Below are 19,001 nucleotides of genomic sequence, written 5' to 3'. Positions count from 1 at the left end.
GTCGGGCAGATCATTTCAGTTCGCAACACATGCACAGCGGCAGCGCGCCTTCTTGCTGCCGGAACTCGCGCGACGCGCGTACCTCCGGCGGCAGGCGATCCGCCGAGATCAGCGAGAAGCCGTAGCGGGCAAAGTAGCTGGGGCAACTGGCGCTCAGCAACACGGCGCGCGTGCAGCCGTTGGCGCGGGCGCGCATGAGCATGGCGGAAACCATATGGGAGGCGATGCCGCGATCGCGATAAGGCGGCAATACCGCGACCGAGCGCACGACCACGGTGTCGCCATAGCCTTCGGCGCCGGCGCAACCGACGATGCCGCCGTCGAGCACCGCAATATGGAACAACGCCAGCGAGGGATCGAGATCGTCGCTGGCGAGGCCACATGCTTCAAGGACTTCCGCGATTGCCGGCCAATCGGCCGGTTGTGCGGCGCGGATACGCAGATCTCTTGTCATTGCAATTATCTCCCCGCCACGCACGATGGCGGAGGTTGTCATGGATGGACTGCGCTGACTTCACACTACATGATTCGAGCGACTTGTTCCAGCGGGGAAAACGGCATAAACGACGCCTTATCCACCGAATGAATGCGGCGGGGCCAAGTCAAAATAGCCTGACGGGAAAGGGAAAGAACGAAGGGAAATGGAAAGGAGCGCGATGCATCGCGGCAGCCAGGCTGCATGGCGCGATCGCCCTGGCCATGACCGGAATACTGGAGGCGGGGGAACGGAATCGAACCGCCGTGTACGGCTTTGCAGGCCGTCGCATAACCACTCTGCCACCCCGCCGCTGCCGGGACGCCGCACTTTGGCGCCCGCTTGCAGTGCGGGGCGCAGTTTAGCCGGAAATGAAAAACTCTGCACGAGGCGTACAACGGCGCCCGCGCGCTTGCCCAAGGCCGGGACATTGCACCACGACGGCCTTCGGGCCGCGGCGATCAGCGCGAGAGAATGGACATGGTGATCCGGGAGACGCACACCATCTTGCCTTCTTCGTTGCGGATCTCGATGGCCCACACGTGGGTGGTGCGGCCGATATGCACCGGCGTGGCGGTACCGGTGACAAAGCCCGTGCGCGCCGCGCGCACATGGTTGGCATTGATGTCGAGCCCGACACAATATTGGGTCTCGCTATCCAGGCACAGGCTGGCGGCGCAACTGCCCAGCGTCTCCGCCAGCAGCACCGAAGCGCCGCCGTGCAGGATGCCATGCGGCTGCACGGTGCGGCGGTCCACCGGCATGCGTGCACTGAGCGAAGCCTCGCCGATCTCGGTGAACTCGATGCCCAACTGCTCGACAGCCGTGTCCTTGTGGCGAGCCTGGAGGTCTTTCAGGGAGGGGGGGGATTTCCACAGCATGCACGGTCTCCGATTGGTTTGTGCTGCATTCTAAAGGCAGTAAGTCCGCGGACGTTCGCGGGGCGGCGCCTGCCCGGTAAATCCGGGGCGGCCACGCTTGGGCCATCGATGTACCGGGGCCCTCTGTGCAACGGCGCCACAAACTCCTGCCAGGTAACGCATTCCGGTGATCGCAGCTCGCGGTTAAGCGTTAAACTGGCATGCGCAGCTTGGGTAACATGCGCCCAAAATCACTTTAATGTGCGAGACAGCCAGGCACGGCGGCGCTGGCGGCGTTCGATGACAAGACGCTCAATTCGGCCCGAGTTTCAACCAGAGTTCCATGACGTCGTTTACATATGACGCGGTTCTGGCGGAGGAGTCCCCTGAATGGCCATCCTCCGACCGGAACCCACTGTTATCAGCCGGGGGGTCGGCGCGGGATGCCTGGGCATTGCTCGAGGCTTCGGGCGCGCTCGCCCTGCAGATCGATGTCGCGGGCAACATCATCCTGGCAACCGAAGCCTCGGCGCAGTTGCTTGCCTATCCCCGGGAATACCTTCTTAAATCCTCGATCCTGGATGTCGTCTCGTTCGAGCAGCGCGAGCAACTTGCCGAGCTGCTGCGTGCCTGCGAGCAGGACGCGCCCTGCAGGACCGGCCGCATCCGCTTCTCCGGCGGCGTCGGCGAAAGCCGCTGGCTGGACCTGCGCGTGTGCCGCCACGCCGACGAGGACGGCAACCCGAGCTTGCTGCTGTTTGGCTACGACGTGACCGACTGGGTCGACAATGAAGAGCGGCTCATCGAGGCGTCCTTTCGCGATCCGCTCACCGGTGTAGGCAACCGCGCCATGGTGCGCGAACGCATTGCCGGGTACTTTGCCGGGGATGGCACGGGAAAGGCGCCATTTGCGCTTGCCCTGATGGACCTCGACGGGTTCAAGAAGGTCAACGACTCGCTCGGCCATGAATTTGGCGACGCCTTGCTCAAGCAAGTCAGCGTGCGGCTGCTCGGGGCGGTTCGCCCGACGGACATGGTCGCGCGGCTGGGCGGCGATGAATTCGTGCTGCTGCTGGACGGAATCGCCTCGGAAGCGGCCGCCATCGGCATCGTGGAGAAGGTGATCCATGTCTGCCGGCAGCCTTTTCACCTGGCCGGTTGCCAGATCCGCGTCACCACCAGCCTGGGGCTCACCTTCGGCACGCTGGCGCATCAGTCCGAGTCGCAATTGCTCAAGCGTGCGGACCTGGCCATGTATGACGCCAAGGCTCAGGGCAAGAATCGATACTGTGTCTACACGCCGGAGCTGGAGCATCGGCTGGACGAGCAGTTCCGGATCGAACAGAACATGTTCGAGGCCGTCCAGAACGGCGAGTTCCTGCTTCACTACCAGCCGATCGTGTGGTCCGGCTCCGGCAAGGTCTGCGCGGTCGAGGCGCTGATGCGGTGGCAACACCCGACGGGGTCCGTCCCGCCCGGCGTGTTCATCCCGGTTGCGGAGCATAACGGCCTCATCAACCATCTCGGGGCGTGGGCGCTGCGCTGCGCCTGTGCGCAGCTGGCAAGCTGGGACGCGCTCGGGCTGGACGTGGGATACATATCGGTCAATGTCTCTCCGGTCCAGTTCAGGCACCCCGGCTTCGCCGACAGCGTCAGGCGGGCCATCAAGGATGCCGGCGTCAGCTCGCACCGGCTGGTCCTGGAGATCACGGAAGGCGCGTTGATGACCGACCCCGAGGCGGCGCAGGACTTGCTGATGGAGTTGCGCGCATTGGGCGTGCGGTTCGCTGTCGACGATTTCGGCACGGGGTACTCCAGCTTGTCGTACCTGCGCCGCTTCCCGCTCTCGGCGCTGAAGATCGACCAGAGCTTCGTGGCCGACATGATGAACTCCCCGCATGCGCGGACCATCGTGTTTGCCGTGTTGTCGCTCGCGCGGGAACTCGGGCTGGTGGCCATCGCCGAAGGCGTGGAGTCGGACGAGCAAAGCCAGTTGCTGGCCGAGCAAGGCTGCGAGCTGGTGCAGGGCTGGCGCTATGCAAAGGCGATGAGCCCGGCCCAGTTCGTGGACCAGGCACAAGCCGGCACGCTCCAGCTTGGCAGCGCCCAAGTGTTCTCGAAGTAGACGCCGCCATGTCAACCATGTCAAACAAGACGCTCTTCGAGACACTATGGGGCCGCATGGCGCAGCAAGGGGATTTCCCCACGCTGCAGTTCTGCATCGACAACGTCTTCAAGACGCTCAACAGCGACACCAGCGTCGGCGAGATGGCCGCGGGCGTGCTCTGCGATTTCAGCTTGTCGCAGAAGGTCATACGCCTGGCCAACTCCGCCATGTACCGCTCGTTCGGGGGCGAAGTCACGACGGTGTCGCGCGCCATCCTGGTCCTGGGGGTCGAAGCGATCAGCCACCTCACGCTCGGGGTCCAGTTGCTGGACTATTTCTCCGGGGTAGCCATCAACCGGCCGCAGGCTTCCACTGAACTGAAGCAGGCCATGATCGCCGGCGAGTTCACGCGCGCGCTTAGCAACGCCCAAGGCATCAGGCAGGCGGAAGAAGCCGTGGTCTGCACGTTGATGCACCACATGAGCCGCCTGCTTCTGGTCTTCTACTTTGCCGAGGAGTGGGAACAGATCCAGACCCTGTGCAAGGGTGATGCCGAGAAGGAAAGCGAAGCGTGCCAGCAAGTGCTGGGCGTCACCCTCGAAGACGTCGCGGCAGCTGCGGCGATCAAATGGCGGCTGCCCAGCCTGATCGCGACATCGATGCGCTGCCAGCGCTTCGACGCGGATTCTGTGCTGGAATCCCACGCCGACTGGCTGGGCGCAATTGCCAACGTCTCCTCCCGGGCCGCCACGCTGGTGGCGAGGGACGCGCCGCAGGAAGAGGTCCAGTCCTTGCTGCTGGATCACGCCGAGGCACTGGGCCTGCAAGCAGGTGCGGTGGAAAGCGCAGTCCGGCAGGCCCTGGCACTGAACGTCTCCATGACCAACGCGGAGTCACCCGAGGCAGCCGAGGCGACTCCCGCCCTGAATGCCGGCAAGCCGAAGGATGCCCTCAAGCGCCTTGAGCAAAGCCTGCAGGAAGTAAGGCGCGAGGGCGGCGAGCTGCCGGTCTCCGAGCTGGCGCCGCTGGTGCTCGAATCGGCCATGCGGGCGCTGAACTTCTCCCATTGCTTCCTCATGCTGCTCAATCCCATGGCGAAGCGTTTTGGCGCACGGGTTGGATTTGGCGAGGGCATGCGCGAGAAGATGGAAGCGCTATCCTTCGAAGAGGGCTTCGTCCCAGATATCTTTCACTTCGCCGCCATCGGCAACAAGCCACTGCTGTTCGAAGATTCCTTCGACAAAGAGGTGGCGCACCGCGTGCCCCGCTGGTATCGGGAACAGATGCCCGATGCCCGTTCCATCCTGCTGGCGCCCGTGATGATCAAGAATCGCTGCGTCGCCATGATCTGCGGAGACTGGGGCCCGACGGCCTGCGCGGGCGGGCTGTCCGATGGGGAGATGGAAGCCATCAGCCTGCTGACGCGGGAGATCTCGGCGAGCTTCCTCAGGTCTGCCGAGCACAGGTAGGCGCGGCGCCGGCCGCAGGCATTGTGAACCCCGGATTGGAAAATGAGGATGAGGATGAGTTTTTCGGAGATTTCGCTGGAGCAGCTGGATAGCCTCTCGGCGCAGGACGCCGACGCACTGCCCTTCGGCGCCATCGGCTTTGCGTCGACGGGCATCGTCGAGCGTTACAACGCCACCGAATCGCGGCTCGCGGGATTGTCCCAGGAGCGGGTGCTCGGCCGGCATTTCTTTGCCGAGGTGGCCATCTGCATGAACAATTTCATGGTGGCCCAGCGCTTCGAGGATGCCGGCTCGCTGGACGAAACCATCGACTATGTCCTCACCCTGCGCATGCGCCCCACGCCGGTCAAGCTCCGCCTGCTCATGCGCCCCGGCCGCGACCGGCGCTATGTGCTGATCCAGCGATAGGCGCGCCATGGCAATGGCACATCCCGGGGAGAGCCAGGGCGACCTGGCCGCTCTCGCGGCCGAGAACGAGGAATTGCTGACCTTCCTCTATATGTCTCCGGCAAGCATCCTGCGCATCGACGCAGCCGGCAACGTGGCGATGGCAAACCCCAAGGCAGCCCAGGTGTTGATGCCCATCTCGCGCACGGGCAGCCTGGACAATCTCTTTGCCGTATTCGAGGACCTGGCTCCCGAGCTAAGGAGCATGGCGGCCACGTTCGCGCATGAGCGCGGCTATATCTGCGAGAACCATCGCATCTTCCTGCCCACGCGCAAGCAGCAGGAGCCCAATGTCCTGTCCTGCTCCATGCTGCGCGTCGCCCAGGACTGCACGATGGTGGTGCTCACGGACATCTCGAAGGTGGTAGCGCAGGAGCGCAGCCTCAAGCAGACCGAATCCTGGCTCGCCGCGGTCTATTCGGCGGTGAATGATTTCGCGTACTTCTCGCTGGACGCCACCGGCCGGATCGACAGCTGGAACCAGTCCGGCCAGCGCCAGACCGGCTTCAAGCGGCAGGACGTGGAAGGCGCCACGCTGCGCCTGTTCTGCCATCCGGACAGCGACTTCACCGCGCGGGCCGACGAGCAGCTCCGGCTCACGCGCGAAAGCGGCTGGCATGTGGAAGAGCTATGGTGCGTCACCCGTGACGGTCGGCGTTACTGGGGCCAGTTGCTGGTGGCGGCGCTGGAGGAAATCGACGGCAAGGTTTCCGGCTACTCGGTCGTGCTGCGCGATGTCACGGAACGCAAGCTCAGCATCGACAAGGTCAAAGAGCTGCTCACCAGGGACCACCTGACGGGAGCCGCCAACCGCGGGCATTTCTTCGACGTCGGCGAGGCAGAAGTGGTGCGTGCCCGGCGCCTGCGGCAACCCTTGTCGGTCGTCATGCTGGATGCCGACCATTTCAAGGCCATCAACGACAACCTCGGCCACGCGGCGGGCGACCATGTCCTCAAGGAACTGGTGGCCTGCTGCCAGGGCGTGCTGCGCGCCATCGATATCATTGCCCGGCTGGGCGGGGAGGAGTTTGCCCTGCTGCTGCCGTCGACCAATGCGCATGGCGCCAGGGCGACGGCACAGCGCATCCGGCAAGCGGTGGAGCAGCACGCGTTCCACTTCAATGGCGTGGACATCCGCTGCACGGTCAGTCTGGGTTGCGCCACGATGCCTGGCGCCGGGGACACGCTGGACGATGTGCTGGCAGCAGCCGACAAGGCCCTTTACCGGGCCAAGGCCGCGGGCAGGAACTGCGTGGCAAGCCAGGACTGATCTAGTCCGAGCCCGGCACCGGGCCGGCGGCAGCTGCCCCGGCCGCCGCGGCTCTCGCCTTCGCGCGGTTCCACGCATTGCCAATCGCAAGCCCGGCGCAGGTCGGGACGTACATGCTGGAGTTCTCGGCCGTGCTGCCGTCGTACTGTAGCAAGCCCGAATCCATCATCTTGCGGATCTGCCAGCGGTGAATGACCTCGTCGTTGCCTTGCGCCCCGGCGTCCACCAGCACGACGCTTGGCAAGAGCCTGCCCCAGGGATCGCGAGCGATGCGCAGGATCGCCCCGTTGGCCACTCTTCCCAATAGCTCGCTCTGCCTCATTCTTGCTCCACGCTACTTGTGCTTCTGATGCTTCTTCCCGGGTGTGGCGGGCATCGAGGTTTCCCGCGCGGTGGACGACACCTTCAAGCCAACCGGCCAGCCCCGTGACGGGGGGTGAGCATACAAAAATCCGCGCCGGCAAAGCTCACAAATACTCACAAATGCGCACAAATGCTCGCAAGCGCGCAACAAGCGCAAGACCGCTCGCCGCCGGCCTCCCAGCGCTATCCCTCAGCCTGGCCCAGCCAGCGCTGCACCAGCAGGTAGCCAACGCCACGCACCGTGCGGATCGCCGGGCCATGCGGCCAAGCCCGCGCGAGCTTGCCGCGCAGCCGGCTGATGGCGACCTCGAGCCGGTGCTCGTCGAAGTCAAGGTAGTTGCCACCCAGCGCCTCCACCAACTGGCGGCGGCCGGCCGCATCGGGCGCGCTGCGGCGCAAGGCCTGCAGTAGCTGGCTTTCCATGCGCGTGAGCAGGAGCGCGTTGCCAGCCGGCGTGATGGCCATGAGACGGCGCGCATCGAGGCGCCAGGCCGGCGCCGGCAAAGGAAAGTCAGGCGTCACGGGGCCGAGGCGGCGCAGCAGGTTGGCGATCACCAGCAGCAGCTCTTCCGTGCGCGCCGGCTTGACAAGATAGCCATCGGCGCCGCCGCGTAGCCCGGCGAGCCGGTGGTGTGCCATGCCGCGCGCGGTCAGCATGACGATGCCCAAGTCGGGCCGGGTCCGGCGCAGGCGCTCGCAGATCGACAGCCCATCCTCATCCGGAAGGCCCAGGTCCAGTATCAGCAGCCGGCACGGCTGGCTGGCCAGGTGCGCGTCCAGCGCGGCTGCATCGGCCAGGCTCGCGACAGCATAGCCGGCGTGGCTCAAGTGAAAGGCCAGCTCCGTGCGCAGGCGCTCGTTGTCCTCGACCAGCGCGATGGGAACCCCTTTGGCCATCCCTTCGGGCATCCCGGTTGGGGCGGCATCGGAAGCAGCAAGGGCGGCGGCGACAGTCATGCGGCCTGCGGCAGCCACGCCACGAAACAGGCCCCCTCGCGCCAGCCCTGATCGCAGCACAGGGTGCCGCCATGCAGCTCCATGATCTTGCGCGCCAGCGGCAGGCCCAACCCAAGGCCGGGCTGGTCCGCCATCTCGCCGAGCCGGCGGAATTTCTCGAAGATCACATCTTCCTTGCCCAAGGGCACGCCGGGCCCCTGGTCGCGAATGCGCCAGGCCACGCCACGCACGCCTTCGCGCATGCCGGCGGCGATGTCGATCAGGATGCGGCTTGCCGGGTAGGCGTACTTGAGCGCGTTGTCCAGCAAGTTGAGCAAGGCGAAGTGCAGCAGGCGGATATCCCCATCGAGCTGGGGCAGCCCAGCCCCGGCCTCCAGGGACACACGGGCCGCCGCGTGCGGCTCGAGCGACGCGAGCACATCGCGGCTGAGTTCGGCGAAGCCAAATGGCGCAGTGTCGAGCTGCTGTTCGCCGGGCACCAGCCGCTCGCGCGCCTCGGCCAGCTCCATCAGGAGCTTCAGCCGCCGCACGGCCAGCTGGATGCTCTGGTAGCGGCTCTCGCGCTGGGCGCGGTCGCCGCCGATGTCGTCGAGCAGGCGCAGGCTATAGGCCGCGGCATCGATCACCGCCACCGGCGTGCGGACCTCATGCGTCATCATCGCGAGCAAACGGCTTTGCTCCTCGAACGCACGCCGCTCGCGCAGGGAAGACGCCATGGCCTCGCAGGCCTGCTGCCGCTCGCTCTTGCGCTCGCTTTCCGCTTCGCGCACGCGCAGCGCAATGGTCAGGTGCAGCACCAGCATCAGCGGCAGGTCGAGCAGGTGTGCGCCTTGGATCGTGGCGAGGCTCAGCGGCATCAGGCCGAACGCGCCAAGGCAGCCAGGCAGGATGATGAGGCAATACAGCGAAAGCGAAGCTGCGACCAGCCGTCCGGAAGCGCCTCCGGTGCGCCACAGGCGAAGATAGACGGGTATCGAGAGCAATTGCCCCAGCAACACCGCGATATAGAGCACGCAAACCGCGATACCGTAGTAGTCGCTCGATGACGACAAGGCGACCGCCAGGCCCGTCAGCATGAGGCCCTGGTAATAGCGCAGCAGGCGCGGCGCGCGCTCGCGCAACTGCAGCAGGCAGATCACGAACAGGCTGGCGCACGCCCATTGAAGCCCCACCAGGGCCTTGGCGGCCAGGAGCGGCACGGTGGCATCGCGCGGAAAGAGAAACTGGCTGGCCAGTCCGTCAACGGCAAGCCAGCGCAGGGTAGCCACGGCCACGAGCAGGGAAAAAGCGCCGTAGAGCGCGCGGCGGGTCAGCAGCCAGCCCGCCAGGTAGAACAGCACCGCCGTGGCCACGAAACCCAGGTGCATGCCATAGCCGATGTCGGCAGCCGCGCTTGCCGCGCGCAGCTCGGATCCATGCCACAGCCGCAATGCGGCCGCCATTGTGCCGGTGGTCCGGATGCGCAGGTAGAGCACATCGCCCGGCTGCGGCTGCGCAAGCCGGAAGGCCAGGTTGCGGCTACGCCCATCGGGGCCGTCGCGGGCCTCGATGGGCAGCGCATAGCCGCTGCGGCGCTCCACCCAGGCGCCGTTCGCCGCTGCCTGGTACAGGCGCACATCGTCAAGCGCCCCCGGCCAGATCTCCAGCCAGCGCTCGCCACCCTGGGCCGCCGCGGGCAGCACCGCCTTTAGCCAGACCACGTCATGGGTAAAACCCTCGCTCAGGCCGCCGCGCAATGGCTGGAATCCGTTGTCATGCGCGGCAACCTGCGCGATCGTGAGCCGCCCGCCCGGATCGCGCAACCAGGACACGTCGGGGCTTTGCAGGGGCAGCGGGCCGGCATCGGAGGCCCAGGCCCGCGCCACCAGCAGCCAGGCCAGCATGCCGACAAGACCGGCCGCATGGAGGCGGCGGGCCAGCATGACGCCAGCGCCATGGCGCCGGGGCGGGGCGGCGGCGCTCATGCGGCGAAACCAGGTGGCCGGATCACAAGGCCGGTCCTGCTGCGCTGCATGACGCATGACCGTGACCATGACCGTCCGCTGCCAGGATGCAGGGACAACGAGAATGGCTGGGCTGCAGGCGCGTGACTCCGCCAGCTGGGCACGCCAGCAATCCTGGGCGGCAGAGGAGCCGCCCCGCAAGCCAATCTTCAGTCATTCTCGAGGCAAGGTGTGCGGCGGGACTCCCAGAGCACCTGGTCCGCATTATCGTATTTGATGTTTTATTTTCTTATCTTTTTGTCTTCTTCCCGCTGATCTGGTGATCTGGATCTGCAGGAGGCCCAGTGCCGGGCACGTCTTCGGCGAAAACACAACCGTGCGAGATTCTTGGCTATTGGCCGGGATTGTTCAAGTCCGCCAAACGAATGAGGCGAACCGGCGGCGGTAGCCGATACCAAAGCAGGCAACTCACCGATAGCGGGTGGCGAGCCGAGAGGCCATCCTGAGACCAGCATCGACGCGCAGCTGGCCACCTGGCCGCGCGCCCTCCACCGGTAACTGGCATGAATGGACGCTTATGAATAGACGCTTGCTCATGCCGGCCATGCCGCCCGGCCAGCCAGGCGTTCCTGGCCATGCGGCGCGGCGGCTTGCAGCTATCGCTTGCGTTACTCCACCGTGACCGACTTGGCCAGGTTACGCGGCTTGTCCACGTCGGTGCCGCGCGCGCAGGCGGTATGGTAAGCCAGCAATTGCAGCGGCACCACGTGCAGGATCGGCGACAGGTCGCCGTAGTGCTCGGGCAAGCGGATCACCTGGATGCCTTCGGTGGAATGGATGTGGGTGTCGCTGTCGGCGAACACATACAGCCGGCCGCCGCGGGCGCGCACTTCCTGGATATTGGACTTCAGCTTTTCCAGCAGCGCGTCGTTGGGCGCCACCGTGACCACCGGCATGGCCTCGGTCACCAGTGCCAGCGGGCCGTGCTTGAGCTCGCCGGCCGGATAGGCCTCGGCGTGGATGTACGAGATTTCCTTGAGCTTGAGCGCGCCTTCCAGGGCGATCGGGTAATGCAGGCCACGGCCCAGGAACAGCGCATTCTCGCGGCGGGCAAAGTCCTCGGACCAGGAGATGATCTGCGGCTCCAGCGCCAGCACGCCGTGCAGGGCCACGGGCAGGTGGCGCAGGTTGGTCAGCGCCGCGGCTTCCGCCTCGGCCGTGAGCCTGCCGCGTACCTTGGCCAGCGCAAGGGTCAGCATGTACAACGCGGCGAGCTGGGTGGTGAAGGCCTTGGTCGACGCGACGCCGATCTCGGTGCCGGCACGCGTCAGGAAGCGCAGCGCGGTCTCGCGCACCATGGCGCTGGTGGACACATTGCACACAGCCAGGGTATGCGAGTGCCCCAGCGACTTGGCGTGGCGCAGGGCGGCCATGGTATCGGCGGTCTCGCCAGACTGCGAGATCACCACCACCAGCGCGCGCGGGTTGGGCACGGTTTCGCGGTAGCGGTACTCGCTCGCCACCTCGACCTGGGTCGGGATCTTGGCCACGGATTCGAGCCAGTACTTGGCGGTGCAGCCCGAGTAATAGCTGGTGCCGCAAGCCAGGATCAGCACGCTGTCGATCTCGCTGAACACGCTCTGGGCTGTCTCGCCGAACAGTTCGGGCGTAATGGCGTCGATGCCTTCCAGCGTATCGCCGAGCGCGCGCGGCTGCTCGAAGATTTCCTTCTGCATGAAGTGGCGGTACGGGCCCAGCTCCACCGCCGCGGCGTGCGTCTCGACCACGCGCACTTCGCGCTCGACCAGGTGGTCGTGCGCGTCGCGGATGGTGGCGCCTTCGCGGGTGATTTCCACCACGTCGCCTTCTTCCAGGTAGACGATGCGGTTGGCGGTACCCGCCACGGCCAGCGCATCCGAAGCCAGGAAGGATTCGTTGTCGCCCAGCGCCACCACCAGCGGCGAGCCGGCGCGGGCGCCGACCACGCGTTCCGGATGGTCCTTGGAGAACACGGCGATGGCATAGGCGCCGTGCAGGCGCTTGGTCACGGCACGCACCGAGGCGAACAGGTCGCCGCGCGTGGCGCTGCTCGGGTAGGTGTAGACCTGGTGGATCAGGTGGGCCACCACTTCGGTGTCGGTCTGCGACTCGAAGCCATAGCCGGCGGCGCGCAGCTCCTCGCGCAGCGGCTCGTAGTTCTCGATGATGCCGTTGTGCACCAGCGCGATGGACTCACCCGAGAAATGCGGGTGGGCGTTGGTGGTGTCGGGCTTGCCGTGCGTGGCCCAGCGCGTATGCGCCACGCCGGTCATGCCGGCCAGGCCGGACGCGCGGGTCTGCTCGTCCAGGTCGGCCACGCGCGAGACCGTGCGGGCGCGCTCGAGCGCGTTGTCGCGCACTACCGCCACGCCGCAGGAATCATAGCCACGGTACTCGAGGCGACGCAGTCCTTCGATCAGGACCGGAACAATATTGCGCGAGGAAACCCCGCCGACGATGCCGCACATATTCTTCTCCCACAGGGCGCGGACACGGCCGCACCGGATGATTGGCGCGAGGACGGCGCTGCCGTCTCCCGCGAGTTGCCATTGCCGCCCGGCCGTATCCCGGCCAGGCGGCGGCGGGGCTTATTTCTTGACTTGCTTGACCGGACGCTGCCACGCGTCGAGCGTCATCTGCTTGGAGCGCGACAGCGTCAGCTTGTCGGCCGCCGCCTCCTTGGTCAGCGTCGTGCCGGCGCCAATGGTGGCGCCGCGGCGCACGGTCACCGGCGCGACCAGCTGCGTATCGGAACCGATAAAGACATCATCCTCGATGACGGTGCGGTACTTGTTCGCGCCATCGTAGTTGCAGGTGATGGTGCCCGCGCCGATGTTGACGCGCGAGCCGACCGTGGCGTCGCCCACGTAGGCAAGGTGGTTGGCCTTGCTGTGCGCGGCGATCTGGCTGTTCTTGACCTCGACGAAGTTGCCGATGTGCACATCCTCGCCCAACACCGTGCCGGGACGCAGGCGCGCGTACGGGCCGATGCGGCCGGCCGCGCCAACGCTGGCATCCTCGAAATGGCAGAACGGCTGCACCCGCGCGCCAGCGCCCACGGTGCTGTTGCGCAGCACGCAGTTGGCGCCGATATGCGCACCGTCCTCCAGATGCACGCGGCCTTCGAACACGCAGTTCACGTCGATGGTGACGTCGCGCCCGCAGGTAAGCTCGCCGCGGATATCGATGCGCGCCGGATCCAGCAGCGTCACGCCCGCTTCAAGCAGGCGCTGCGCCAGGTTGCGCTGATGGATGCGCTCGAGCTCGGCGAGCTGTACCTTGCTGTTCACGCCCAGCGTTTCCCACAGCGCATCGGGCTGCGCGGAAACCACTTCCATGCCGTCGGCCACCGCGCGCTCGACGGCGTCGGTCAGGTAATACTCGCCCTGGGCATTGTCATTGCGCAGCGTGGACAGCCAGCGACGCAGGGGGCCGGTGGGCGCCAGGATGATGCCGGTGTTGATCTCACGGATGGCGCGCTGCGGCTCGCTGGCATCCTTTTGCTCGACGATGCGCACGATCTTGCCCGCCTCGCGCACGATGCGGCCATAGCCGGTGGGGTCATCCATTTCGACCGTCAGGATGCCCAAGCGCTCGCTGCCGGCAGCGGCCACCAGGCGCTGCAGCGTGGCAGCTTCGGTCAGCGGCACATCGCCGTACAGCACCAGCGTCGGCTGGCTGTCGTCGAGCAATGGGAGCGCCTGCGCCACGGCATGGCCGGTGCCAAGCTGCTCGGCCTGCAGGGCGAAGGCAACGTCTGGCGCGCCAACCGCCTCGCGCACGCGCTCGGCGCCATGCCCAACCACCACGACGAGCCGGGTCGGCAACAATTTTCGTGCCGTCTCAATCACATGAGCAAGCAGCGGCCGGCCCGCGAGAGGATGCAGGACCTTGGGCAGCGCGGAGTTCATCCGCTTGCCCATTCCTGCAGCGAGAATGACGATATTCACAAGGAGGGTCCTAAGTGAGTGTGTCCAGCAAACAGTATGAATCACCCCCTTGGCGAGCCCGGGGGCCAGCAGCGTTGGCCAGGGTCCTGGCCCGAAGCCCGAAACCGGCGGCAAAGCCAGCAACGGTTGGGAATCGCGGGCGCGATCAGGTGCCAAAACGCGCGGAAAAGGATTCTATCATGGGGGTTTTGCGCCGTTTGACCGCTTATCCCTTCCTGCGCGGGGACCGTCTCCGGCGTCTCTTTCTGGTCACAGCCGTGGTCGCCCTGACGGCCTGCAATGCCGTAAAGCTAGGCTACCAGCAGGGCGACCGGCTCGCCTACTGGTGGATCGACAACTACGTGGACGTCTCGGCCAGCCAGGAACCCCTCACCCGCGACGCCATCGCCCGCTTCTTTGCCTGGCATCGCAAGGACCAGCTGCCCGAGATCGCCAGGCTGCTGCGCCAGGCCAAGAGCGAGGTACAGCAACCGGTCTCCGCCACCGCGGTGGGCAAGATCCAGGAAGACGCCCAGCGCCTGGCACGCGTCGCCTTCGATCGCTCCACGCCCGACGTGGCCGACCTGCTGCTGACGCTGACCCCTGAGCAGATCGCCCGCATGGAGAAGAAGTTCGCGGACGCCAACGCCAAATACCGCAAGGAATACCTGCGCCCCGACCCGGCGGCCCGCGAGGAAGCCCGGTTCGACAAGGTGATGGACTACGCGCGGCTGGTCTACGGGCGCTTTTCAAGTGACCAGGAGGCCACTATCCGCCGCGCCATGGCGCCCGTGGTGCAAGGCGCCGAGGCGCGCTACGCGGAACGCGTCAAGCGCCAGCAGGAATGGCTGGCGCTGGTGCGCCAGGTGCAGGCCGAGCATCCGCCCAAGGCCCAGGTCGTGGAAATGCTGAGGCGCTATGGCGACCACTGGCAGAACCCGCCTACGCGTGAGCGCAATGCCCGGTACGATGCCAACAACGAGGCCGGGCTGGCGCTGACCGTCACCATTGCCAACCTGACAACACCGGAGCAAAGAGCCCACGCGGCGGATCGCTTCCAGAAATGGATCGACGACGCGAACGCGTTGATGCGCGATGGCACCGCCAATGCGGCGGCGCCCCGGCCAACGCGCTCCGAGAACTGACGAGGGGCCGGGAGGCCGGGAGGCAGGCCCGTGGCCTATTCGGCGGCAGGCCGCGCCGGGCCGGCGGGCGCGGACTTCTCGAAGCGCACGAATTCCAGCTTGTTCTCTTCCATGCCGCCTGCAAAGACCAGCGGCGGCTGGGAGAAAGTGGTCTCGCCGAACAGCGATGCCTCGTCCACCTTGGCCAGGCCGGTTGCCAGCCCGTTGAAATCGAACAGATCGGTATCGGCCAGATGCGACGGCACCACGCTGCGCAGCGCGGCAAAGATATTGTCGGTGCGCCCCGGATTGGTCCGCTCCCACTCCAGCACCATCTCCTTGACCTTCTTGCGCTGCAGGTTTTCCTGCGAGCCGCACAGGTTGCACGGGATGATCGGGTATTCCATCGCGCGCGCGTAGCTCGCGATGTCCTTTTCAGGGCAATAGGCCAGCGGGCGGATCACGATGTGCTGGCCGTCGTCGGTGGCCAGCTTGGGCGGCATCGCCTTCATCTTGCCGCCGAAGAACAGGTTCAGGAAGAAGGTCTGGATGATGTCGTCGCGATGGTGGCCCAGCGCGATCTTGTTGGCGCCGAGTTCCTTGGCGGTGCGGTAGATCACACCGCGGCGCAGGCGCGAGCAAAGCGAGCAGGTGGTCTTGCCCTCAGGCACCTTCTCCTTGACGATGGAATAGGTATCCGCGTCGACGATCACATACTCCACCCCCACCGATTTCAGATAGGCCGGCAGGATGTGCGCGGGAAAGCCCGGCTGCTTCTGGTCCAGGTTCATCGCGATCAGCTTGAACTTGACCGGCGCGCGCTTTTGCAGCGCCATCAGCACCGACAGCATGGTGTACGAGTCCTTGCCGCCGGAGAGGCACACCAGCACCGTGTCGCCATCCTCGATCATCTTGAAATCGCCGATGGCGCGGCCCGTCTGCGACTGGAGATAGGTCTCCAGACGGAAGAAGTTCTTGGAATGCGTGGTGGCGGTCATGGCGATGGGGTGATGGGGCGATCGGGTACGGCAAAGCAAGGGCAAAGCGGCGCGCAATGCGGCATTTGCATCACATGCAAGCTGCCGGGGCCGGAGAACCCGGCATTTTACCGTGAGCTGCCACCCTGCGCCGGCAGCCCGCCAGAGCGGCTCACTTACTGGCCAGCCTGCTCGCTCTTGATGTGGAACACCTCGACGCCGACCGAATCGCAGTCCGGGTACACGTCCGGCTTTTCGGTCGATACGCGCACGGCGCGCACCTTGGGGTGCTTGAGCATGGCGCGCGCCACGTCATCGCACAGGGTTTCCTGCAGGTGCACGTGGCCCTGCGCCATGCGCTCGGCAACCGTATTGCGCATGAAGTCGTAGTCCACCACTTCCTGCAGCTTGTCGTCCTGGGGTGTGCTCTGGGCCAGCGGCACGAACAGGTCGATATTGATCAGCACGCGCTGTTCGCCCTTTTTCTCGAATTCGTGCACGCCGATGTTGATCTGCACTTCGTAGTTGCGCAAGAACATGCGGCGGCAGTCTTGCAGGCTGGGATGTGTGAGGGCGGCGAGCATGGTCATGATGGGGGAGAGGAAAAAAGAGGGAGAAGGCGCGCGCGGACTTGGCGCGCGCGCCGGGTACGTTATTCGGTCATTCGGTCAGGAACATCACGTCGCGCGCCAGCGGCATCAGGTGCTGGCCGCCGTCGACGTAAAGCGTGGTGCCGGTCACGGCGCGCGCTTCGGCCAGGTAGGCCACCGCCTGCGCGATGTCTTCCGGGGTGGACGACTGCCCCAGCGGCGTCATGCGGTGGGCGCGCCGGAAGCCCGGGCTGGACTGGTCGCCCGAGACCATGGTGATGCCGGGCGCCACGCCCACCACGCGCAGCTTGGGTCCCAGCGCCTGGGCCAGCTGCACGGTAGCCGTCTGCAGCGCCGCCTTGGACAGCGTGTACGACAGGAAGTCCGGATTCAGGTTATCCAGCTTCTGGTCGAGCAGGTTGATGACCACGCCGCGCTGCGTGTCCGACATGGCACGGTGCATTTCGCGCGCGAGCAGCAGCGGCGCGGCCACATTGGTACGCATATGCGTATCGAGCGAGGCATAGGAAAAGCTGGTGGCCACGTCATACTGGAACAGCGAGGCATTGTTGACCAGGCAGGTCGGCACGCCCAGCGCATCGGTGCAGGCCTTGATCAGCGTGGCGGTGGACGCCTCGTCGGCCAGGTCGGCTTGCAGCACGGCGGCACGCTGGCCACCGGCGCGGATCTGTTCGGCCAGCGCCTCGGCCTCGGCCACGGAGCGGTGGCAATGCACCGCCACGTCCCAGCCGCGCTGGGCCAGTTCCAGCGCGATCACACGCCCGAGCCGGCGCGCGGCGCCGGTGACGAGCGCGATGCCGCGCGCGGGGGTGGCGGAGGCTGCGGCGGCGGTAGCGCCGGCAGGCGATGCGGAGTCAGGGGATTCGGAGGCTGGCATTGCTACAATCGCGATATGCACAAAGGCGCTAGTTTACCCCTTCCCCCCGCCGACGCACTGTCGGCGTCCGCCGCGCTGAGCGCGCACATCGGCCGGGCTATCGACGACGCGGGCGGCTGGCTCGGTTTCGACCGCTATATGGCGCTTGCGCTATATGCGCCCGGGCTGGGCTACTACAGCGGCGGCGCCGCCAAGTTCGGCCGCGACGCGCGCGATGGCAGCGACTTCATCACCGCCCCCGAACTCAGCCCGTATTTCGCCCGTACGCTCGCGCGCCAGTTCGCGCCGCTGCTGGCGCAAGGCCTGTCGCAGGTCCTGGAATTCGGCGCCGGCACCGGCCGGCTCGCCGCCGACCTGCTGCTGGCCCTGGAGCAGGAAGGCCAGTTGCCCGAGCGCTACGCCATCGTCGAGCTCTCCGGCGAGCTGCGCGCGCGCCAGCAGGCCACGCTGGCCACGCGCGCGCCGCATCTGGCCCCACGCGTCGCCTGGCTGGATACCCTGCCCGAGCATTTCGAAGGGATCGTGGTCGGCAACGAAGTGCTGGACGCCATGCCGGTGCGGCTGTTCGCCCGCAGCCACGGCCGCTGGCTGGAGCGCGGCGTAGCCCGCCGTGACAGCGATGCCGACGCATCCGACGCAGCCTTCGGCTTCTCGGACCGTCCCGTGGCGGCCGACGCCCTGCCTGAAGCACTGCACGCCGTGGCCGGCGACCACGACATCGTCACCGAAACCCACGCCGAGGCCGAAGGCTTCATGCGCGCAGTGGGCACGATGCTCACGCGGGGTGCGGTGTTCCTGATCGATTACGGTTTCCCCGCTGCCGAGTACTACCATCCGCAGCGTGTCGGCGGCACGCTGATGTGCCACTACCGCCATCACGCCCACCCGGACCCCTTCCTCTACCCTGGCCTGCAGGACATCACCGCCCACGTCAACTTCAGCGGCATCGCCCACGCCGCCGCCGATGCCGGGCTGACGGTGGCCGGCTTCGCCTCGCAGGCGCGCTTCCTGATGAATGCCGGCATCACCGAGCTGCTGATGGCGCTGGACCCCAACGACACGCGCAACTTCCTGCCCGCCGCCAACGCGGTGCAAAAGCTGCTGTCCGAGGCCGAGATGGGCGAACTGTTCAAGGTGATCGCGCTGACCCGCGACTTTGACGCAACGCTGCCGCTGGCAGGCTTCGCGCGCGGCGATCGCAGCCACGCGCTATAGTCCGCGCATCTCACCTCACCCTCTAGGCACACCCACACATGCTGCGCTGGACTTTCACCATCTTCCTGGCCGTCATCGTGCTGTCGGCGGCACTGCCCTGGCTGCAGAAGCTGGGGTTGGGGCGGTTGCCGGGGGATTTGCGGTTTCGGTTGTTTGGGAGGGAGTTTGTGTTGCCGTTTGCTTCGACGATTTTGTTGTCGATGGTGGCGTTGGTGATTGGGAAGTTGTTTTAGGGGGGGCGTAGGTTGATAGGCTGGCTGCGGGCCTGTCAGAGATTTTGTGTTTAGGGCATAACATGTCACCAAGGAGCATGTATGCCACGCAAGACCAAGACGAGC

General features: G+C 66.1%; 17 protein-coding genes and 1 tRNA gene. 7 read left to right on the top strand and 11 right to left on the bottom strand.

Going from position 1 to position 19,001, the window contains the following annotated elements; translation table 11 throughout:
• Nucleotides 1-10: 10 nt before the first annotated feature.
• The 3 genes from AC1RWI_RS31095 to AC1RWI_RS31085 form a co-directional block, all read right to left on the bottom strand.
• Complete coding sequence (locus tag AC1RWI_RS31095) at nt 11-454, bottom strand: GNAT family N-acetyltransferase (protein WP_043343206.1); 444 nt, start codon at nt 452-454, stop codon at nt 11-13.
• Nucleotides 455-712: 258 nt separating this feature from the next.
• A tRNA-Cys gene (locus tag AC1RWI_RS31090) sits at nt 713-787 on the bottom strand.
• Between the two features lie 149 nt (nt 788-936).
• Nucleotides 937-1,356 carry a hotdog fold thioesterase gene (locus AC1RWI_RS31085; RefSeq protein ID WP_043343203.1) on the bottom strand — a complete coding sequence of 140 codons (420 nt, stop codon included), beginning with the start codon at nt 1,354-1,356 and terminating at the stop codon, nt 937-939.
• A 433-nt stretch (nt 1,357-1,789) separates the two neighbouring features.
• Here AC1RWI_RS31085 and AC1RWI_RS31080 point away from each other — a divergent pair, with 433 nt between their 5' ends.
• Genes AC1RWI_RS31080 through AC1RWI_RS31065 form a run of 4 tightly spaced genes read left to right on the top strand, consistent with a single transcriptional unit; the run spans nt 1,790 to nt 6,628 of the window.
• Nucleotides 1,790-3,460 carry a putative bifunctional diguanylate cyclase/phosphodiesterase gene (locus AC1RWI_RS31080; protein ID WP_236701958.1) on the top strand — a complete coding sequence of 557 codons (1,671 nt, stop codon included), beginning with the start codon at nt 1,790-1,792 and terminating at the stop codon, nt 3,458-3,460.
• 8 nt (nt 3,461-3,468) lie between these two features.
• The gene (locus AC1RWI_RS31075) at nt 3,469-4,911 is read left to right on the top strand and encodes an HDOD domain-containing protein (RefSeq protein ID WP_236701957.1); all 1,443 of its coding nucleotides are present in this window, start codon (nt 3,469-3,471) and stop codon (nt 4,909-4,911) included.
• 48 nt (nt 4,912-4,959) lie between these two features.
• A complete protein-coding gene (locus AC1RWI_RS31070; protein WP_492870227.1) occupies nt 4,960-5,319 on the top strand; it encodes a phosphonate transporter in 360 nt (119 codons plus the stop codon).
• Nucleotides 5,320-5,326: 7 nt separating this feature from the next.
• Nucleotides 5,327-6,628, top strand: a complete 1,302-nt coding sequence (locus tag AC1RWI_RS31065) for a sensor domain-containing diguanylate cyclase (protein WP_492870226.1) — start codon at nt 5,327-5,329, stop codon at nt 6,626-6,628.
• 1 nt (nt 6,629) lies between these two features.
• On the opposite strand, the gene AC1RWI_RS31060 is transcribed toward AC1RWI_RS31065, so the two are convergent.
• The 5 genes from AC1RWI_RS31060 to glmU all read right to left on the bottom strand — a co-directional run bounded on the left by AC1RWI_RS31060 (nt 6,630) and on the right by glmU (nt 13,880).
• Entirely contained in the window at nt 6,630-6,950 is a 321-nt protein-coding gene (locus tag AC1RWI_RS31060) for a hypothetical protein (RefSeq protein WP_043343193.1), read from the bottom strand.
• A 224-nt stretch (nt 6,951-7,174) separates the two neighbouring features.
• Nucleotides 7,175-7,948: a response regulator transcription factor gene (locus AC1RWI_RS31055; protein WP_492870225.1), complete on the bottom strand. Its 774-nt coding sequence runs from the start codon at nt 7,946-7,948 to the stop codon at nt 7,175-7,177.
• Nucleotides 7,945-9,912 carry a sensor histidine kinase gene (locus AC1RWI_RS31050; RefSeq protein ID WP_492870224.1) on the bottom strand — a complete coding sequence of 656 codons (1,968 nt, stop codon included), beginning with the start codon at nt 9,910-9,912 and terminating at the stop codon, nt 7,945-7,947. Before AC1RWI_RS31050 ends, AC1RWI_RS31055 begins: the two co-directional genes overlap by 4 nt.
• Nucleotides 9,913-10,559: 647 nt before the next feature.
• Entirely contained in the window at nt 10,560-12,398 is a 1,839-nt protein-coding gene (gene glmS, locus AC1RWI_RS31045; protein WP_492870223.1) for a glutamine--fructose-6-phosphate transaminase (isomerizing), read from the bottom strand.
• 120 nt (nt 12,399-12,518) lie between these two features.
• Complete coding sequence (gene glmU, locus AC1RWI_RS31040) at nt 12,519-13,880, bottom strand: bifunctional UDP-N-acetylglucosamine diphosphorylase/glucosamine-1-phosphate N-acetyltransferase GlmU (RefSeq protein WP_043343188.1); 1,362 nt, start codon at nt 13,878-13,880, stop codon at nt 12,519-12,521.
• A 257-nt stretch (nt 13,881-14,137) separates the two neighbouring features.
• Between glmU and AC1RWI_RS31035 the strand changes: the two genes are divergently transcribed.
• Nucleotides 14,138-15,004: a DUF6279 family lipoprotein gene (locus AC1RWI_RS31035; RefSeq protein ID WP_492870221.1), complete on the top strand. Its 867-nt coding sequence runs from the start codon at nt 14,138-14,140 to the stop codon at nt 15,002-15,004.
• Nucleotides 15,005-15,039: 35 nt separating this feature from the next.
• On the opposite strand, the gene ttcA is transcribed toward AC1RWI_RS31035, so the two are convergent.
• The 3 genes from ttcA to AC1RWI_RS31020 form a co-directional block, all read right to left on the bottom strand.
• Nucleotides 15,040-15,981 (bottom strand): tRNA 2-thiocytidine(32) synthetase TtcA, encoded by a 942-nt coding sequence (ttcA, locus tag AC1RWI_RS31030; RefSeq protein WP_492870220.1) that lies wholly within the window; start codon nt 15,979-15,981, stop codon nt 15,040-15,042.
• A 155-nt stretch (nt 15,982-16,136) separates the two neighbouring features.
• Nucleotides 16,137-16,550, bottom strand: a complete 414-nt coding sequence (locus AC1RWI_RS31025) for a dihydroneopterin aldolase (protein ID WP_043343182.1) — start codon at nt 16,548-16,550, stop codon at nt 16,137-16,139.
• 70 nt (nt 16,551-16,620) lie between these two features.
• Nucleotides 16,621-17,448 carry an SDR family oxidoreductase gene (locus AC1RWI_RS31020; protein ID WP_082054778.1) on the bottom strand — a complete coding sequence of 276 codons (828 nt, stop codon included), beginning with the start codon at nt 17,446-17,448 and terminating at the stop codon, nt 16,621-16,623.
• Between the two features lie 15 nt (nt 17,449-17,463).
• Between AC1RWI_RS31020 and AC1RWI_RS31015 the strand changes: the two genes are divergently transcribed.
• Together AC1RWI_RS31015 and AC1RWI_RS31010 are read left to right on the top strand one after the other, a co-directional pair.
• The gene (locus tag AC1RWI_RS31015; RefSeq protein ID WP_043343181.1) at nt 17,464-18,663 is read left to right on the top strand and encodes a class I SAM-dependent methyltransferase; all 1,200 of its coding nucleotides are present in this window, start codon (nt 17,464-17,466) and stop codon (nt 18,661-18,663) included.
• A 38-nt stretch (nt 18,664-18,701) separates the two neighbouring features.
• On the top strand, nt 18,702-18,896 hold the full coding sequence (locus AC1RWI_RS31010) for a DUF2905 domain-containing protein (RefSeq protein ID WP_043343179.1): 195 nt from the start codon (nt 18,702-18,704) through the stop codon (nt 18,894-18,896).
• Nucleotides 18,897-19,001 lie beyond the last annotated feature (105 nt).

It is taken from the genome of Cupriavidus sp. MPR-AND1C (assembly GCF_058809705.1).
Note: the sequence above shows the minus strand (reverse complement) of the source record. Positions and strands in the feature narration are given on the sequence as shown.

Coding starts and splice junctions, on each gene's coding strand:
- AC1RWI_RS31095 (WP_043343206.1), bottom strand. CDS start 454: ATGACAAGAGATCTGCGTATCCGCGCCGCACAACCGGCCGATTGGCCG.
- AC1RWI_RS31085 (WP_043343203.1), bottom strand. CDS start 1,356: ATGCTGTGGAAATCCCCCCCCTCCCTGAAAGACCTCCAGGCTCGCCAC.
- AC1RWI_RS31075 (WP_236701957.1), top strand. CDS start 3,469: ATGTCAACCATGTCAAACAAGACGCTCTTCGAGACACTATGGGGCCGC.
- AC1RWI_RS31070 (WP_492870227.1), top strand. CDS start 4,960: ATGAGGATGAGTTTTTCGGAGATTTCGCTGGAGCAGCTGGATAGCCTC.
- AC1RWI_RS31065 (WP_492870226.1), top strand. CDS start 5,327: ATGGCAATGGCACATCCCGGGGAGAGCCAGGGCGACCTGGCCGCTCTC.
- AC1RWI_RS31060 (WP_043343193.1), bottom strand. CDS start 6,950: ATGAGGCAGAGCGAGCTATTGGGAAGAGTGGCCAACGGGGCGATCCTG.
- AC1RWI_RS31055 (WP_492870225.1), bottom strand. CDS start 7,948: ATGACTGTCGCCGCCGCCCTTGCTGCTTCCGATGCCGCCCCAACCGGG.
- AC1RWI_RS31050 (WP_492870224.1), bottom strand. CDS start 9,912: ATGAGCGCCGCCGCCCCGCCCCGGCGCCATGGCGCTGGCGTCATGCTG.
- glmS (WP_492870223.1), bottom strand. CDS start 12,398: ATGTGCGGCATCGTCGGCGGGGTTTCCTCGCGCAATATTGTTCCGGTC.
- ttcA (WP_492870220.1), bottom strand. CDS start 15,981: ATGACCGCCACCACGCATTCCAAGAACTTCTTCCGTCTGGAGACCTAT.
- AC1RWI_RS31025 (WP_043343182.1), bottom strand. CDS start 16,550: ATGACCATGCTCGCCGCCCTCACACATCCCAGCCTGCAAGACTGCCGC.
- AC1RWI_RS31020 (WP_082054778.1), bottom strand. CDS start 17,448: ATGCCAGCCTCCGAATCCCCTGACTCCGCATCGCCTGCCGGCGCTACC.
- AC1RWI_RS31015 (WP_043343181.1), top strand. CDS start 17,464: ATGCACAAAGGCGCTAGTTTACCCCTTCCCCCCGCCGACGCACTGTCG.
- AC1RWI_RS31010 (WP_043343179.1), top strand. CDS start 18,702: ATGCTGCGCTGGACTTTCACCATCTTCCTGGCCGTCATCGTGCTGTCG.